This is a genomic window from Salinicoccus jeotgali, assembly GCF_039538805.1.
Taxonomy (GTDB): domain Bacteria; phylum Bacillota; class Bacilli; order Staphylococcales; family Salinicoccaceae; genus Salinicoccus; species Salinicoccus jeotgali.
In genome coordinates, this window is the sequence record NZ_BAABCK010000012.1 from 34,819 (window position 1) to 49,882 (window position 15,064).

Below are 15,064 nucleotides of genomic sequence, written 5' to 3' on the forward strand. Positions count from 1 at the left end.
TACCGGCCGCATCCAGGTTGATGGATGCGGCCGGTATTATTCTTTATATAGAACTTTGAAGAGTTAGGCCACTCTTTTTTTGAACAATCCGAGCAATAATGCTGAAACTATCGTGCCTATCAACAGTGATACGAGGAACATTAGTCTCCCCTCACCAATCGTCAGTGCAACGAACAGTCCGCCGTGGGGTGCATTCACCGTTGTTGCGAAAGCCATCGCAAGCGCGCCTGCTGTAGCGGAACCGATGACCATCGTCGGGATGACGCGGAGCGGATCAGCTGCAGCGAAAGGTATCGCACCTTCCGTTATGAACGAAGCACCCATAATCAGGTTCGTCGGGCCGGATGATCTTTCAACCTCTGTAAATTTATTTCTGAACATCATGGTCGCGAATGCAATTGCTAGAGGCGGTACCATCCCACCTATCATTGCTGCAGTAATCGGTTCTGCGTTGCCTGCTGAAAGTGCTGCAATGCCGAATGCATAAGCGGCTTTGTTTATAGGGCCACCCATATCGATCGCCATCATGCCACCCACAATGGCCCCAAGCAGGATGATGTTTCCGCCACTCATGCTGCTGAGAGATGTATTCATCCATTCATTCAATGCACTCGCCGGGGGATCGACGATATAATACATGATCAGTCCTGTCAAAAACACACCGATCAGCGGATAGAGCAGTACTGGCTTCAAACCATCCAACGTCTGCGGCAAGCCCTCAAGCAATTTTTTGATGCCGACCATCAGATAACCGGCCAGGAAACCGGCGATCAGACCACCGAGGAAACCTGACCCCATAGTAGACGCCATAAGGCCGCCGATCATACCTGGAGCAAGACCCGGCCTATCAGCGATACTCATGGCGATGAAACCGGCAAGGATCGGGATCATCAGTTGGAAGGCATTTCCACCGACGAAATTGATCATCTCTGCAAAAGGACTGTATTGTTCGTGATCCGGGTCTGCTGAATGGATGCCGAACATGAAACTGACCGCTATCAATATCCCGCCAGCAACAACAAATGGCAGCATATTGGAGACGCCGTTCATCAAATGTTTATAAATCGAAGATTTTCCTTTGGAGGTCTGGCTATCTTCAAGCTGTTTGCCCGATTGTGCAGCTGCATATGGCGATCTCGAAGAATCAAGTGCCTGATTGAGCAGTTCACCGGGGCGCTTGATGCCGTCTGCCACCGGAACTTCGACAACGTTTTTGCCGTCAAAGCGTGACATGTTGACATTCGTATCAGCAGCGACGATGACGCCTGCCGCTTTCTCTATATCCGCTTCAGTCAGTTCGTTTTTGACACCGGCTGAGCCGTTTGTCTCCACTTTGATATCATAGCCCAGCTCGCCTGCTTTTTTCTTCAAGGCATCGGCTGCCATATACGTATGCGCAATACCCGTTGGACACGCTGTGACGCCGACCACATAAGGTTTGTCAGAAGATTCATCGGTTATTTCTTCTGCAGGTGAACTGTCGTCGAAATGATCGATGGTATCCAATATCTCGTCTTTGGTCGATGCCGCCATCAACTGTTTGCGCGCTTCATCATTCATCAATATCGTAGAGAGCTTCGCTAGTGCATCGAGATGGGTCGTCGCTTGACCTTCCGGTGCAGCGATCATAAAGAACAGATAAGCTGGTTGTCCATCCATCGAATCATAATCTATCCCATCAGTACTGCGTCCAAACATGATTGCTGGTGTCTTCACCTCGGACGTCTGGGCGTGCGGAATTGCTATGCCGTCACCGACACCTGTCGTACTTTGATTTTCCCGTCTTTGGATTGCTTCAATGAAACGCGTTGAGTCCGTCACTTTGTCTGTCTGTTCCAAACCTTCAGCGAGTTCTTTTATGACCGCACCCTTGTCCTGGGCACGGACAGACATATTAATTGTATCTTTTGTCAGCAGCTCTGTTATTCTCATCATTTCACCTCTTCTATCGATTGGAGTTCTATCATATCCACTAAATGCTCAATATCCGATCTTTTGGCAAGATCGTCATTGAAAGCTGTGGCACTTCCTGAAGCCACTGCATATTTAAGCTGTGCTTCAAGTCCCCTTCCCTTTTTACCAATGAAACCTGCGACTGTAGAGTCGCCTGCACCTACAGAGTTTTTTAGCGTTCCCGGTGGAGGTGGCATGCGATAAATAGCCTCGGCGTTGACAAATAGCGCCCCTTCACTGCCGAGTGTCAGCAATACATTTGAAGCCCCCTGCGACAGAAGCTCACGACAGGCACTGATCCTCTCTACCTGCGTACTGAGTTTATGGCCCACTATCTCTTCCAATTCGACGTCGTTGGGTTTAATGAGATAAGGGTGATACTTCAACGTTGATACTAGCTTTTGCCCTTCAGTGTCGATGCTGAAGCCGATATTATGCTCATGGAGCAGACTGCTCAAAAATTCATACACATCCTTATGGTTCGAGGGGACACTGCCGGCAAACACGACATGGTCACTCTCATTCAAGGATGTGAGTTGATCTTCGAGCTTGGCGAGATCATCATCTGTGATGATAGGTCCTGCTCCATTTATTTCAGTTTCCTCATCCGTCTTTAATTTGACGTTGATGCGGGTATCTCCTTCCACCCTTAAAAAATCATTTTTAATGCCGCTTTTTGACAATGTGGATTCAATGAAATCTCCGGTGAATCCACCTACGAATCCAAGTGCGGTCGTTTCAACACCGAGTTCATTCAAAATGCGGGATACATTGATGCCTTTACCGCCTGCGTATTTGGCAGTATCAGAACTTCTGTTGAGTGCACCCATTTCAAATTCCTTCAACCTTACTACATAATCCACGGATGGATTGAACGTTACTGTATAGATCATTGGCTGGCACCCCCTATTATATTTGTCCTTGATTGAATTGCTTTAAGGAAACCGTGGGAGGCATCGTCGGTAATTATCGCCGTCTCTTCTATATCGGCAAAATGGACGAATGCATTACGGTTGTATTTCGAACTGTCGACCAGTGCATATGCCACGTTGGACTGACGGATGGCACTCTTCTTTATGAACGCTTCTGCTTCTTTGGGTGTCGATAAACCATGTTCAGCCGAAATGGCATTTGCCCCTACGAAGCACTTATCGAAACTGAGATGATTGATCTTCTCTATGACTTCAGGCCCCACGACTGCTTTGGTCGCTGGTTTCACTCTGCCAGATAAAACATGTGTTTCATGCCCGTTTCTGACCAACGGTTCTATCAGGGTGATGCCATTCGTCACAATCGTGATGTCCTCTTGATTGATGAAGTGTACCATTTCGTAGGTCGTGGTTCCTGCATCGATAAAAATGACATCTCCATTTTCAATCAATGAAGCAGCCGTTTGAGCGATTTTGATTTTTTTCGAGAGGTTTTTTACGGATTTTTCCCCATAATCTTCTTCTCTCTCGTTTTTTCTGCTTGTTGCCCCACCATGTACCCGTTGAAGGGCGCCTTCATCCTCTAGATATGATAGATCCCTTCTTACAGTAGCTGAACTGCTTTTAGTCAATTCGACAAGTTTTTTGACGGAGGCAGTTCCATTTTTGGCAAGGTGGTCCATTATGATTTCATATCTTTTTGACGTGAGCATTTAATCACCCTCTTGAATGAATTGTATAGTAAAATTCGATCAAAATCAATCTTTTATAATCAATATTAATCATATCCAATCAAAAAAAATAACACCCGCAAATGCGGATGTTATTTCTTCGATTTGGGCTTACCAAGTATTTCAGAAAAAATGACGCCGTTGACGACATCATGTGCCTCAAATGTAAGACCATTTTTCTTCAATTTTGTTTTTTCCTTTTTACCAGCAGTGCTTCTCTCTGTTTCTGCTTCTGGTTTACCAACTTCTATCGGAGCATTACGACTTCGTGACTGCCCCATTCTGGATTGACTTTCCTCTTTTACTCTCTCAGCCCAATCTGTGTTCCTCACTTCGCGTTCAAGATTCTGTTCTTGACGCCCAGCCCTTGTGTTCTTCACTTTATCTTCCATTGTGCGGCTGGACGTACGCCCAGATGAAGTACGTTCACTGGAGCGGCGTTCCCTCGGTTGGCGTTCGCCTCGGGTAGACGCTGGCCTGGAAGATTGTTCGGTTGGTTGTTCTTGACGAACAGGCTGAGTCTTGCTATCTTCTCCGGTGCCCATACGACGCTCAATCTCGCCCATCAGATCGCCAAACATGCCTTTTGATTCTTCTGACGTATTCGGCTGTCTTCTTCTTGGCGCAGATTTGCTGGTCGGACGCTCCATCTTGCTCGGATCAATATTCCGCTCCTTATCTTTGCTTTTATCTTTTTGGCTGGCGATCGCTGTATAGATGATACCGCCCAAAAATATAAGCAGAGGAAGTATTTCCATAGTATCACAGCCTATTCATCTTGATCTTTGCGTGTCGGGTCAGTCATTTTATTGATCGAATCGCGCATGTTTGTATCCGCTTCGACATTTTTAAGATCATAGTAATCGCTGACTCCGATGTTGCCGCTTTCAAGTGCCTGTGCAAACGCAAGTGGTACTTTAGACTCTGCTTCGACCACTTTCGCGCGCATTTCTTCTACGCGTGCTTTCATTTCCTGCTCTTGTGCGACAGCCATGGCACGGCGTTCTTCTGCTTTAGCCTGGGCGATATTCTTATCGGCCACAGCCTGTTCAGTCTGAAGATCCGCACCGATGTTCTTGCCGATGTCCACATCAGCAATATCTATCGACAGAATTTCAAACGCCGTACCGGAATCGAGTCCTTTAGCCAATACCGTCTTTGAGATGCTGTCAGGGTTCTCAAGTACAGCTGTATGGCGTTTTGAGGAACCGATTGTGGAAACGATGCCTTCACCTACACGTGCAACGATCGTTTCTTCACCCGCACCACCGACAAGACGTTCGATGTTGGCGCGGACGGTGATGCGCGCTTTCGCCTTGACTTCGATCCCGTCCATTGCAACACCCGCAATGAAAGGTGTCTCGATGACTTTAGGATTGACGCTCATCTGCACTGCTTCCAAAACGTCACGGCCTGCAAGGTCAATGGCTGCACACCGTTCAAACGTAAGGTTGATGTCCGCACGCTGCGCTGCAATAAGCGCATCTACAACACGGTCTACGTTACCACCGGCGAGGAAGTGCGACTCCAACTGGTTCGTCGACACTTTCAGGCCGGCTTTATGTGCCTTGATCATCGGTTCGATGACTCGCTTCGGCTTGACCCGTCTGAGCCTCATTCCGACAAGCGAGAAAATACCTACATTAACGCCTGCAGCTATGGCAGAAATCCATAGCCCGATCGGCACGAAGGACAGGAAGAAGGAAATTACAATGAATGCAATGACGACCAAAAAGATGATCATCAATCCTGATCCTGTAATAAACATAAGATTCATATGATACGCTCCTTTTCATTATTCTTCTAATGGTCTGACGACTACGCGCGTTCCCTCGACATGTATCACTTTTACATCTACATTCCCTTCAATGAACGCACCTTCTGCAACAGCATCGATACGCTGGTCACCAAACTTGATTGTTCCTGATGGCCTGAGCGGAGTAACCGTTTTAGCAGCTTCCCCGAGCAGATACGACCGGTCATCAAATGACGTATAACCAGACTCCTTATCTGTGGCATCCTCTAAAATCAGACGGCTCAAAAAAGGAATTTTCTTCTTTTTGAACTTCACAAATATCACCCATTCGACTAATGCCAATAAAATGATGGTAGCTAAGAAAATACTGAAGAGCAGCATATCATCACTTACAAGCAAGATACTAAAAAGCAGCATCAGGCCACCCAAAATGCCAAGTATGGCACCGATTACAAAAAACTCGATTATTATGAACATCATGCCCAAAATAAAGAGCGAGAGTGATAATCCATTATAATCTCCAACAAGAAGGTGTCCTGCATAAAACACGATAATTGAGAGGAAGGAGAGGAGGCCAAGTAAATTGAAGTTCTCGGAAAACAACTGATAGATCAAACCTAAAAAGAATATGGATAGTAAAATAAAGGCAATCAATGGCATAGTTACGACATCTCTGAAGGTTGTGATTAAACTTCCGAGCAAAAATGAATCTAGTATCGCCATTTGAATCCCTCCATTAAGTTCATTATACATTAAAACATACTATTATAAAATCGATTCCACTAAAAAGAGACAGCACACAAGTGCTGTCTCTATATATCGACTATTCAGAGGGAGTCGACCTATTTGAATTTGCGTTTACGGGCAGCTTCTGATTTCTTTTTGCGTCTTACACTAGGTTTTTCGTAAAATTCTCTTTTACGAGCTTCCTTGATCGTGCCGCTTTTAGAAACTGTGCGCTTGAAACGACGCAGCGCGTCTTCAATAGGTTCATTTTGCTTAACTACTGTTTTAGACATCGTATTCCCTCCCTCCGGATAACAAAAAGCTTACTTATTACATAGCATCTACTATGTACTTATACATTATAATATATAGAGAAAATTGGGTCAACCGCTAATTAATAACTGCTTTCTCCCTGGCCACCGTTTACGATCGCTATACCGCTAGATGCACCGATTCTCGTTGCGCCACTTTCGATCATGAGTTTGGCATCTTCAAAGGAGCGTACGCCACCACTGGCCTTGACTCCCATATCTTCTCCAACAGTCATCCTCATCAGGGCGACATCTTCGACTTTGGCGCCTTCACCATTGAATCCAGTGGATGTCTTGACGAAATCAGCACCCGCTTTCTTGCTCAGTTCACACGCCTTAACGATCTCATCACTGTCTAAAAGCGCAGTTTCGATGATGACTTTGACGAGCACTTCCTGACCGGCTGCATCGCATACGGATTTGATGTCATTATAGACTAGATCTTCATTTCCTGACTTCAGTGCTCCGATATTGATGACCATATCCACTTCATCCGCTCCATTTTGAATAGCATTCATCGTCTCGAACGCCTTAACTTCAGAAGTAGAGGCTCCAAGCGGGAAGCCGATGACTGTACATACTTTGACGTTGCTGTCTTCCAGTAGGTCTCTTGAAGTTGCCACCCATGCTGGATTGATGCAGACGCTGCAGAAGTCGTATTCTTTTGCTTCCTTGCAAAGTTCGAAAATCTGATCTTGGGTTGCTTCAGGTTTAAGCAGTGTATGATCGATATATTTTGAAAGTTCCATTCTTCCACTCCATTACTTTAGGATCAACAGATGATCTTTTTTTATTGTCTCACGTCAAATAACTAAATCGTGCGCTCCAGATAGGCATAGGCTTTAACCATCGGTTTTTCGAGGACTTTAACTACTTCCCCTTTGCTGACTGGGTAACCTGGTTCAGTAATCTTCACTTTGATGAGCTCACCCGTCAAGGAGGCGTCCCCTTCTATTTCCACCTTCAGATAGTTATCCGAGTGGCCGATGAGCTTACCATCTTTCTCTTCCTCAGGTATGATTTCAAGCACATCATCCTTGAACAGTTCGGCATAGCTTGTCGCCAGGCGGTCAGAGAGCTCAATCAGGCGGTGGACCCGTTCATTCTTCACATTTTCATCCACCTGATCCGTCATGCGTGCGGCTGGTGTGCCTGTACGTATCGAATACGGGAATACATGCAGTTCAGAGAAATGGTGACGGTTGATGAAGTCATATGTTTCCATGAACTCTTCTTCTGTTTCTCCTGGGAAACCGACTATGACGTCACTTGTGATGGCGACATTCGGCATGATTTCTTTCAATTTGATGATGCGTGACTCGAAGAATTCCATCGTGTACTTGCGTCTCATGCGTTTCAAGACCGTATCACTACCTGATTGTATCGGTATATGGAGGTGGCGGACTATCTTATTCGAGTCATTGATGACATCGATGACTTCGTCGGTCAACTGGCTCGCCTCGATGCTTGAAATCCTGAGGCGGTTCAAGCCTTCCACTTCTTCAAGGTCACGCAGCAGCTGGGCCAGGTTGTAATCCTTGAGATCTTCTCCGTAGCCCCCTGTATGGATGCCTGTGAGGACGATTTCCTTATAGCCTTCATTGACCAGTTGAGTCGCCTGTTCAATGACTTTTTCCGGGTCTCTTGAACGCATAAGGCCCCGTGCCCATGGAATGATGCAGAATGTGCAGAAGTTGTTGCATCCTTCCTGTATCTTCAAGGTGGCACGTGTCCTATCCGTGAAGTACGGCACATCCATCTCTTCATATGTACGTTTCTTCATGATGTTCTTTACACCGTTGATCGGTTGGCGTTCCTCATGGTATTGGTTGACATAGCCAATCAGCTTATCGCGGTCTTCTGTGCCGATGATTATATCTACTCCTGGAATCTCCATGATATCCTTTGGTGCAGTCTGGGCGTAGCATCCTGTCACACAAACTACGGCATCCGGATTTTTCCTGATGGCCCGTCTGATGACTTGTCTGCTTTTTTTATCTCCGGTATTCGTTACGGTACACGTATTTATGACGAACACATCAGCGTTCTGGTCAAAATCCACGCGGTCATACCCTTCATTTTTGAAGAGTTGCCACATCGCTTCCGTCTCGTAGTGGTTTACCTTACAACCAAGTGTATGGAATGCAATTGTTTTTTCAGTCATTAAAATCAGATCTTTCTTCATAGAATTTGTCGTACATCTGCACCAAATATAGCACAGCCGGCACGTTACTTCAATGGAGCCGGCGGTGCTTCGAATATGGTGCTGATGGCTGACAGCGCATATAACGGAGCTGTCTCTGCGCGCAGAATACGTGGGCCTAGATGGACTGAGTGAAAACGCGATAATTTTTCTATCTCACGCTCACTGAAACCGCCTTCAGGTCCAATGATAATGGCTATGTGGTCGCCAGCTACAGCTTCGCTTGCCACTTCGGCTAGACTGGCTGCACGCTCCCCTGCATTTCCTTCGAAGGCGAAGAATACATGGTCGAACTGTTCGAAGTCCAGTTGATCGACGCCAGCCCCAAATCCTATTTCTGGAATGATTTGGCGTCGGCTCTGTTCGCTCGCTTCCTTGATGATTTTCTCAAACCGTTCAAGACGTTTCCGCCGTTTCTTATCATCCAGTTTGACGATTGACCTATCCGCTGTATATATCTGAAAAGCGTGGGCGCCAAGTTCCGTTGCCTTCTGGAGCATCCATTCAAATTTCTCACCTTTCAAAAGTGGACACAGCACTGTCACATCAACTGGAAGTTCAGGGGATTCTTCGATCAATCCCACAGGCATGAAACTCACCGTCTCTTCCACTGTAAGCAACTTACATAAATACGTCTGTCTTGAGGCATCTACCATATGGACAGTATCGCCGGGCTTAAAACGCATCACATTTCTGACATGATGCACATCTGACTCAGGAAGCTCGAAAGCTTTCCCTTTTTCGATGACGTCTTTTGTGAAATACCTCTGCATGGTGCTACACCTTGCGGGCCAATATGCTGACCCACCCATTCTCTCTTAGCACTTCTTCTATTTCGAAGCCTACTGCGCTCATATGGGAAGTGATTCCCTCTTCTGCTTCGGTTATGATGCCGGAAGCGATAAATCGCCCGCCGTCATTCAGACGGCTATAGGCATCATCGATCATATCATCGACGATATGCGCGAGAATGTTGGCGATGACGATATCATACTGTTCCGTCTCATCTTTCAACAGATCACCGGTCTCCAGTACAATATCGTCCGCACAGTCGTTCAGCTCGAAATTTTCACGGGCCACTTTTATTGAAAGATCATCAATATCGGTGGCTTTGAGGTCCCTTGCCCCCAAGAGATGCGCACCGATCGTCAAAATGCCGGAGCCTGTTCCGACATCGATGATCTTGTGTTCTGGTCCGACGATCCTCTCGACCAGCTTAAGACACATGCTCGTCGTGGGGTGGTCCCCTGTACCGAAAGCCATGCCAGGATCCAGTTTGATCAATTTATCATCTTCCATAAATTCATACTCATCAAGCTCCCATGAAGGAACTATGACGAAATGCTCTGAAACGCGAAAACTATGGAAATATTTTTTCCATTCATTCTCCCAATCGGCTTCATCTATCTGCTTTACCGCTACTTTTATATCCTCTTTGGCATCCAATGGCTCTTCATCGATAAAGGAACGAATTGAATTCATCTTATCATCGAGATCTACTGTTTCATCGAAATAGACGACAATCCGGATGTCACTCTCCGGGTAATCTTTCGGGTCAAGGCGATATTTATCGTCGAAGTCATCTATTTTGCGTTTCAAAATATCGAGGGAGTGTTCAACCGACACTCCCTTGGATATTTTATTCAGAAAAATTGAGAATGACTCTTCATTGCTTTCTTTTGTATGGATTGACACTTCATTCCACTTCATGATCAGTCACCCTTAAAAAATCGTCTTGTTTTATCAAAAATATTCTCGTTTTGCTCCTGTATGTCTTCACCGCCATGTTCAGCCAATTGACGGAACAGATCAACTTCCCTCTCAGAAAGCTTGGTCGGCGTTACAACTTTTACTGTTACGAAGAGATCGCCATAACCATAGCCGTGGACGTTTTTGACGCCTTTTTCTTTAAGGCGGAAACGTTTGCCCGTTTGTGTACCGGCCGGTACAGTCAGGACGACTTCAGAATTCAATGTCGGCACCGTCACCTCATCGCCAAGAGCAGCCTGGGCAAATGAAATCGGCAGTTCATAGTGGATGTCATCGCCATCTCTTGTGAATTTGGAATCGGCTCTGACACGGAAGACGATATAGAGATCGCCTGACGGGCCACCGTTTACTCCCGGTTCACCCTTACCTTGTAGTCTGACTTGTTGTCCATTGTCGACACCTTCAGGCACAGTGACTTCGATTTCGACATCTTTAGTTACAGTGCCGGCGCCTTTACAGACGTTACATGGATCTTCAATTTCTTCACCTGTACCTTGACAAGTTGGACATGTGCGTTCGGTTTGTATCCTGCCAAACGGCGTATTCTGTTCGACTGCAACACGGCCAGCTCCGGAACACATCTTACATGTCGTTTTGGATGTACCAGGTTTTGCACCTGAACCGTCACAAGTTTCACACTGCACTTCTTTTTTGACTGTTATGGTTTTTGTGATCCCGAACACTGCTTCTTCAAAACTGATTGTCATGGTGTATTGAAGGTCATCGCCTTTTCTTGGAGCGTTCGGATCCACTCTGCCGCCGCCTCCAAAGAATGAGCTGAATATGTCTTCAAAGCCTCCAAAGCCACCGGCGCCGCTGAATCCACCACCGCCACCGAACTGCTGATTCATGCCTTCATGGCCAAAGCGGTCGTATTGCGCCCTTTTGTTTTCATCACTCAATGTTTCATAAGCTTCAGATATCTCCTTGAATTTAGCATCTGAGCCCTCTTCTTTATTTATATCAGGGTGATATTTCTTGGACAGTTTCCTGTATGCTTTCTTTATGTCATCTTTTGAAGCATCTTTACTGACACCAAGCACCTCGTAGTAATCCTTCTTTGCCATACTATCGCCTCCAACCTGTATACTATATCATTTAAAAAAGTCAAAGCCAATGCGTTTGGCTTTGACTTTTCCTCAATTGAAATTATGGTTCTGCTTATTTTTTATCTTCTTCGTCATCCACTTCTTTGAAGTCTGCATCAACGACATCGTCATCTTGCGTGCCTTCTGTTTCTGCACCTTCTTGGGCTTGCTGTTCCTGAGCCATCTGCTCGTATAGTTTCATGGACATGCCTTGGACGATTTCTTCCAGTGCATCTTTTTTCGCTTTGATATCTTCGATGTCAGTACCTTCAAGCGCAGTTTTCAATTCTTCTTTTGCACTCTCAGCTTTTTCTTTTTCGTCCGCTTCCACTTTGTCGCCAAGATCTTCGATCGTCTTGTCTGTAGTGAATACGAGTTGATCCGCTTCGTTCCTCAAATCAACCTCTTCGCGGCGCTTCTTATCCTCTTCAGCATTCTTTTCAGCTTCCTGAACCATTCTGTCTATATCTTCATCAGACAGGTTGGAGCTGGATTCGATTGTGATCTTCTGCTCTTTTCCTGTACCTTGATCTTTAGCTGCAACATTTACGATACCGTTTTTGTCGATGTCAAATGTCACTTCGATTTGAGGTACGCCTCGTGGAGCTGGTGGGATATCCGTCAATTGGAATCTGCCGAGTGTCTTGTTGTCTGCAGCCATCGGGCGCTCACCTTGCAGCACATGGATATCGACTGCCGGCTGGTTGTCCGCTGCTGTTGAGAACACTTGTGATTTGCTTGTCGGGATTGTAGTGTTGCGCTCGATCAGGACAGTGGATACGCCACCCATTGTTTCGATACCAAGGGAAAGTGGTGTAACATCCAACAGTACAACGTCCTGAACATCACCAGAGAGAACTCCGCCTTGGATTGCAGCACCCATTGCGACAACTTCGTCCGGGTTGACACTCTTGTTTGGATCCTTGCCTGTTTCTTTCTTGATTGCTTCTTGAACTGCAGGTATACGGGTTGAACCACCGACCAGGATTACTTCGTCGATTTCACTTGTGCTGATGCCTGCGTCTTTGATTGCCTGACGTGCAGGGCCCATAGTGCGCTCGACCAGGTTTCTGGACAATTCTTCGAATTTGGCTCTTGTCAGAGTTTCTTCAAGGTGTAGTGGACCTGCTTCTCCTGCTGAGATGAACGGCAGGGAGATTTGTGTGGAAGATACTCCAGAAAGATCTTTCTTGGCTTTCTCAGCCGCATCTTTAAGACGCTGTGTCGCCATCTTATCTTTAGACAAGTCGATGCCGTTTTCTTTCTTGAAGGACTCGACCAGGTAATCGATGACTACGTCGTCGAAGTCGTCACCACCAAGTTTGTTGTCACCTGCTGTTGAAAGCACTTCGAATACGCCATCTCCGAGTTCAAGGATGGAAACGTCGAAAGTACCGCCGCCAAGGTCGAATACGAGTATTTTTTCATCCTGCTCTTTTTTATCCAGGCCATACGCCAATGCAGCTGCAGTCGGCTCGTTGATGATACGCTCAACTTCCATTCCTGCAATGCGTCCCGCGTCTTTTGTAGCCTGACGCTCGGAGTCGTTGAAATATGCAGGTACAGTTACAACTGCTTTTTCAACTTTTTCCCCAAGGTAGCTTTCTGCTGTTTCTTTAAGGTTTTGAAGAATCATAGCTGAAATTTCTTGAGGTGTATAATCTTTGCCTTCAATTGTTTCCTTGTGTTCAGTACCCATATGTCTCTTGATGGACATGATTGTGTTAGGGTTTGTGATCGCCTGACGTTTAGCGACTTCACCTACTTGTTTCTCACCATCTTTGAAAGATACTACTGAAGGCGTCGTACGGTTGCCTTCTGCATTCTGGATGACTTTTGGTTCTCCGCCTTCCAGTACAGAAACTACAGAGTTAGTTGTTCCCAAGTCGATTCCGATAACTTTACTCATTACAAAATTCCTCCATTTTGGTTGATTGGTGTTACTTCATTCGTGTCGATGGAAAGTTTTATTCGCTTACTTTAACCATGCTCGGACGGATGACCCGGTCCTTCAGGATATAACCTTTTTGGAATTCCTCAAGGATGATGCCGGCTTCTTTATCAGAAGACTCGGTCATGACCGCCTGGTGGAAATTCGGGTCGAAATCTTCTCCGACGCTTTTCACTTCCGTCACTTCATATTTCATCAATGTATTGACAAGATCATTGTAGACCATTTCAACACCTTTGTGGAGTGATACGAAAGACTCGGAGTCCCCCTCGATTTTAAGGGCCCGCTCAAAATTATCAATGATCGGGAGAAGATCTTCCACAATCTTCTGATGTTTGTATTTGTTGTTGTTCTCAATCTCTTGACGATTCCTGCGCTTGAAGTTATCAAACTCAGCATGCAGTTTCAGATTTCTGTTCTCTTCATCTTCCAGCTTCTGCTTAAGCGCTTCGATTTCCTCGTCCTTTTGTGTGGCTTCTGATTGGGTTGATTCGTCATCTGATACCACTTCAGCACTGTCGGCCTCGATTCCAGATTGTTCCTGTTCAGTCGACTCATGCTCGATGATTATGTCCTCATCCTCGGCATGATTCTTTTTCGCCACTGTTTCTTCGCTATTATCTTTTGTCACTACAATCACTCCTTTTTCATTTCCTGGTTCCGGATGGCGTACATCAATCCGATTACCTTTTTGTACCCCATCAATTCTGGACCGATTATCATCAAGTTGCCGCTCATGCCGTTTACATGAAAGTCCGTCGCAATGACTGAAATGGAATCATAGTCCCGATTCAATTCATCACTGAAATAGACATCAACGCCATCTATTTTAGTGAGATCAATCAATTCATTCAACTGATCTGATTCCATATCGTCATAGAGCAGCTGCAAAGTGCTGATGTCGCTGCTTATTTGATGGATCAGATGGTTGAATCCGGAATGCCCCACTATCTGTCCCGGCTCGCCGGCAGCTTCTGCAGCTGCCCGCGCAAGGTTCGTCTTCAAGCCATTGAGCGCGTGTCTGACTTTCATTGCATGGATGATCTCCGGCAATCTGCTGATCGGCTGATCGAACGTCAGCACATTCAGCTCGTTACCCAGCTTTTCTAACTCAGGTACCGTGATTGCGTCTTCCATGTTGACTGGAATTTTTCGGATCGCACCTGATTGAAGCACGATGATCAATAATAGTGTGTGTGTGGTAATGGGTGTAAGCAAAAGGCCTTTTACTTTTTCATCTTCTTCTGATAAGGAAACCTGTGTCAGGTATTGGGTGGTGCCGCTGATCATATCTGCCAGGGAACGGCTCATCTGATTGCGGTCCATCTCCCTTTCCATCTTCGGCAGGAAAGTGAAGTCGAGTGCATCACTGTCTGTGCTCAACTGCTGGTTGAGTCTATCGATGTAGAATCTCAGCGCCTTCCTTGCCGGTATACGACCTGCTGAGGTATGTGGTTTAGTCAAGAAGCCATCCGCTTCGAGCTTGGCCATTTCATTCCTCACAGTTGCTGAAGAGATATCCAGGTTATACTTGTCGATCAGATATTTGGAACTGATCGGCATCATGACCTTCAGAAAATCATCAACTATCGAAAAAAGTATGAGCTCCTGTCTATAGGTTAAAATTGACCTCACCTCATTAGCAC

15 protein-coding genes are annotated in these 15,064 nt (G+C 46.0%); all 15 read right to left on the bottom strand.

Going from position 1 to position 15,064, the window contains the following annotated elements; translation table 11 throughout:
- Positions 1–63: 63 nt before the first annotated feature.
- On the bottom strand, positions 64–1,932 hold the full coding sequence (locus tag ABD734_RS01895; RefSeq protein ID WP_344701052.1) for a PTS fructose transporter subunit IIABC: 1,869 nt from the start codon (positions 1,930–1,932) through the stop codon (positions 64–66).
- Positions 1,932–2,846, bottom strand: a complete 915-nt coding sequence (pfkB, locus tag ABD734_RS01900) for a 1-phosphofructokinase (RefSeq protein WP_344700926.1) — start codon at positions 2,844–2,846, stop codon at positions 1,932–1,934. Before pfkB ends, ABD734_RS01895 begins: the two co-directional genes overlap by 1 nt.
- The gene (locus ABD734_RS01905) at positions 2,843–3,595 is read right to left on the bottom strand and encodes a DeoR/GlpR family DNA-binding transcription regulator (RefSeq protein ID WP_344700927.1); all 753 of its coding nucleotides are present in this window, start codon (positions 3,593–3,595) and stop codon (positions 2,843–2,845) included. The genes pfkB and ABD734_RS01905 overlap by 4 nt, the downstream gene beginning before the upstream one ends.
- A 110-nt stretch (positions 3,596–3,705) precedes the next feature.
- Positions 3,706–4,371, bottom strand: coding sequence for a hypothetical protein (locus ABD734_RS01910; RefSeq protein ID WP_344700928.1), 666 nt, complete (start codon positions 4,369–4,371; stop codon positions 3,706–3,708).
- A gap of 11 nt (positions 4,372–4,382) precedes the next feature.
- Positions 4,383–5,357 (bottom strand): flotillin-like protein FloA, encoded by a 975-nt coding sequence (gene floA / locus ABD734_RS01915; protein ID WP_380570309.1) that lies wholly within the window; start codon positions 5,355–5,357, stop codon positions 4,383–4,385.
- Between the two features lie 51 nt (positions 5,358–5,408).
- Positions 5,409–6,092 (bottom strand): NfeD family protein, encoded by a 684-nt coding sequence (locus tag ABD734_RS01920; protein WP_344700929.1) that lies wholly within the window; start codon positions 6,090–6,092, stop codon positions 5,409–5,411.
- A 119-nt stretch (positions 6,093–6,211) separates the two neighbouring features.
- The gene (gene rpsU, locus ABD734_RS01925; protein ID WP_344700930.1) at positions 6,212–6,388 is read right to left on the bottom strand and encodes a 30S ribosomal protein S21; all 177 of its coding nucleotides are present in this window, start codon (positions 6,386–6,388) and stop codon (positions 6,212–6,214) included.
- A gap of 101 nt (positions 6,389–6,489) precedes the next feature.
- Complete coding sequence (gene deoC, locus ABD734_RS01930) at positions 6,490–7,155, bottom strand: deoxyribose-phosphate aldolase (RefSeq protein ID WP_344700931.1); 666 nt, start codon at positions 7,153–7,155, stop codon at positions 6,490–6,492.
- 62 nt (positions 7,156–7,217) lie between these two features.
- Entirely contained in the window at positions 7,218–8,570 is a 1,353-nt protein-coding gene (mtaB, locus tag ABD734_RS01935; protein ID WP_344700932.1) for a tRNA (N(6)-L-threonylcarbamoyladenosine(37)-C(2))-methylthiotransferase MtaB, read from the bottom strand.
- Between the two features lie 65 nt (positions 8,571–8,635).
- Complete coding sequence (locus tag ABD734_RS01940) at positions 8,636–9,382, bottom strand: RsmE family RNA methyltransferase (protein WP_344700933.1); 747 nt, start codon at positions 9,380–9,382, stop codon at positions 8,636–8,638.
- Between the two features lie 4 nt (positions 9,383–9,386).
- Positions 9,387–10,319, bottom strand: coding sequence for a 50S ribosomal protein L11 methyltransferase (gene prmA, locus ABD734_RS01945; protein ID WP_344700934.1), 933 nt, complete (start codon positions 10,317–10,319; stop codon positions 9,387–9,389).
- 2 nt (positions 10,320–10,321) lie between these two features.
- Positions 10,322–11,446 (bottom strand): molecular chaperone DnaJ, encoded by a 1,125-nt coding sequence (gene dnaJ / locus ABD734_RS01950; protein WP_344700935.1) that lies wholly within the window; start codon positions 11,444–11,446, stop codon positions 10,322–10,324.
- A gap of 94 nt (positions 11,447–11,540) precedes the next feature.
- The gene (gene dnaK, locus ABD734_RS01955; RefSeq protein WP_344700936.1) at positions 11,541–13,376 is read right to left on the bottom strand and encodes a molecular chaperone DnaK; all 1,836 of its coding nucleotides are present in this window, start codon (positions 13,374–13,376) and stop codon (positions 11,541–11,543) included.
- A 58-nt stretch (positions 13,377–13,434) separates the two neighbouring features.
- Complete coding sequence (gene grpE / locus ABD734_RS01960; protein ID WP_344700937.1) at positions 13,435–14,049, bottom strand: nucleotide exchange factor GrpE; 615 nt, start codon at positions 14,047–14,049, stop codon at positions 13,435–13,437.
- Positions 14,050–14,054: 5 nt separating this feature from the next.
- Positions 14,055–15,053 (bottom strand): heat-inducible transcriptional repressor HrcA, encoded by a 999-nt coding sequence (hrcA, locus tag ABD734_RS01965; RefSeq protein ID WP_344700938.1) that lies wholly within the window; start codon positions 15,051–15,053, stop codon positions 14,055–14,057.
- Positions 15,054–15,064 lie beyond the last annotated feature (11 nt).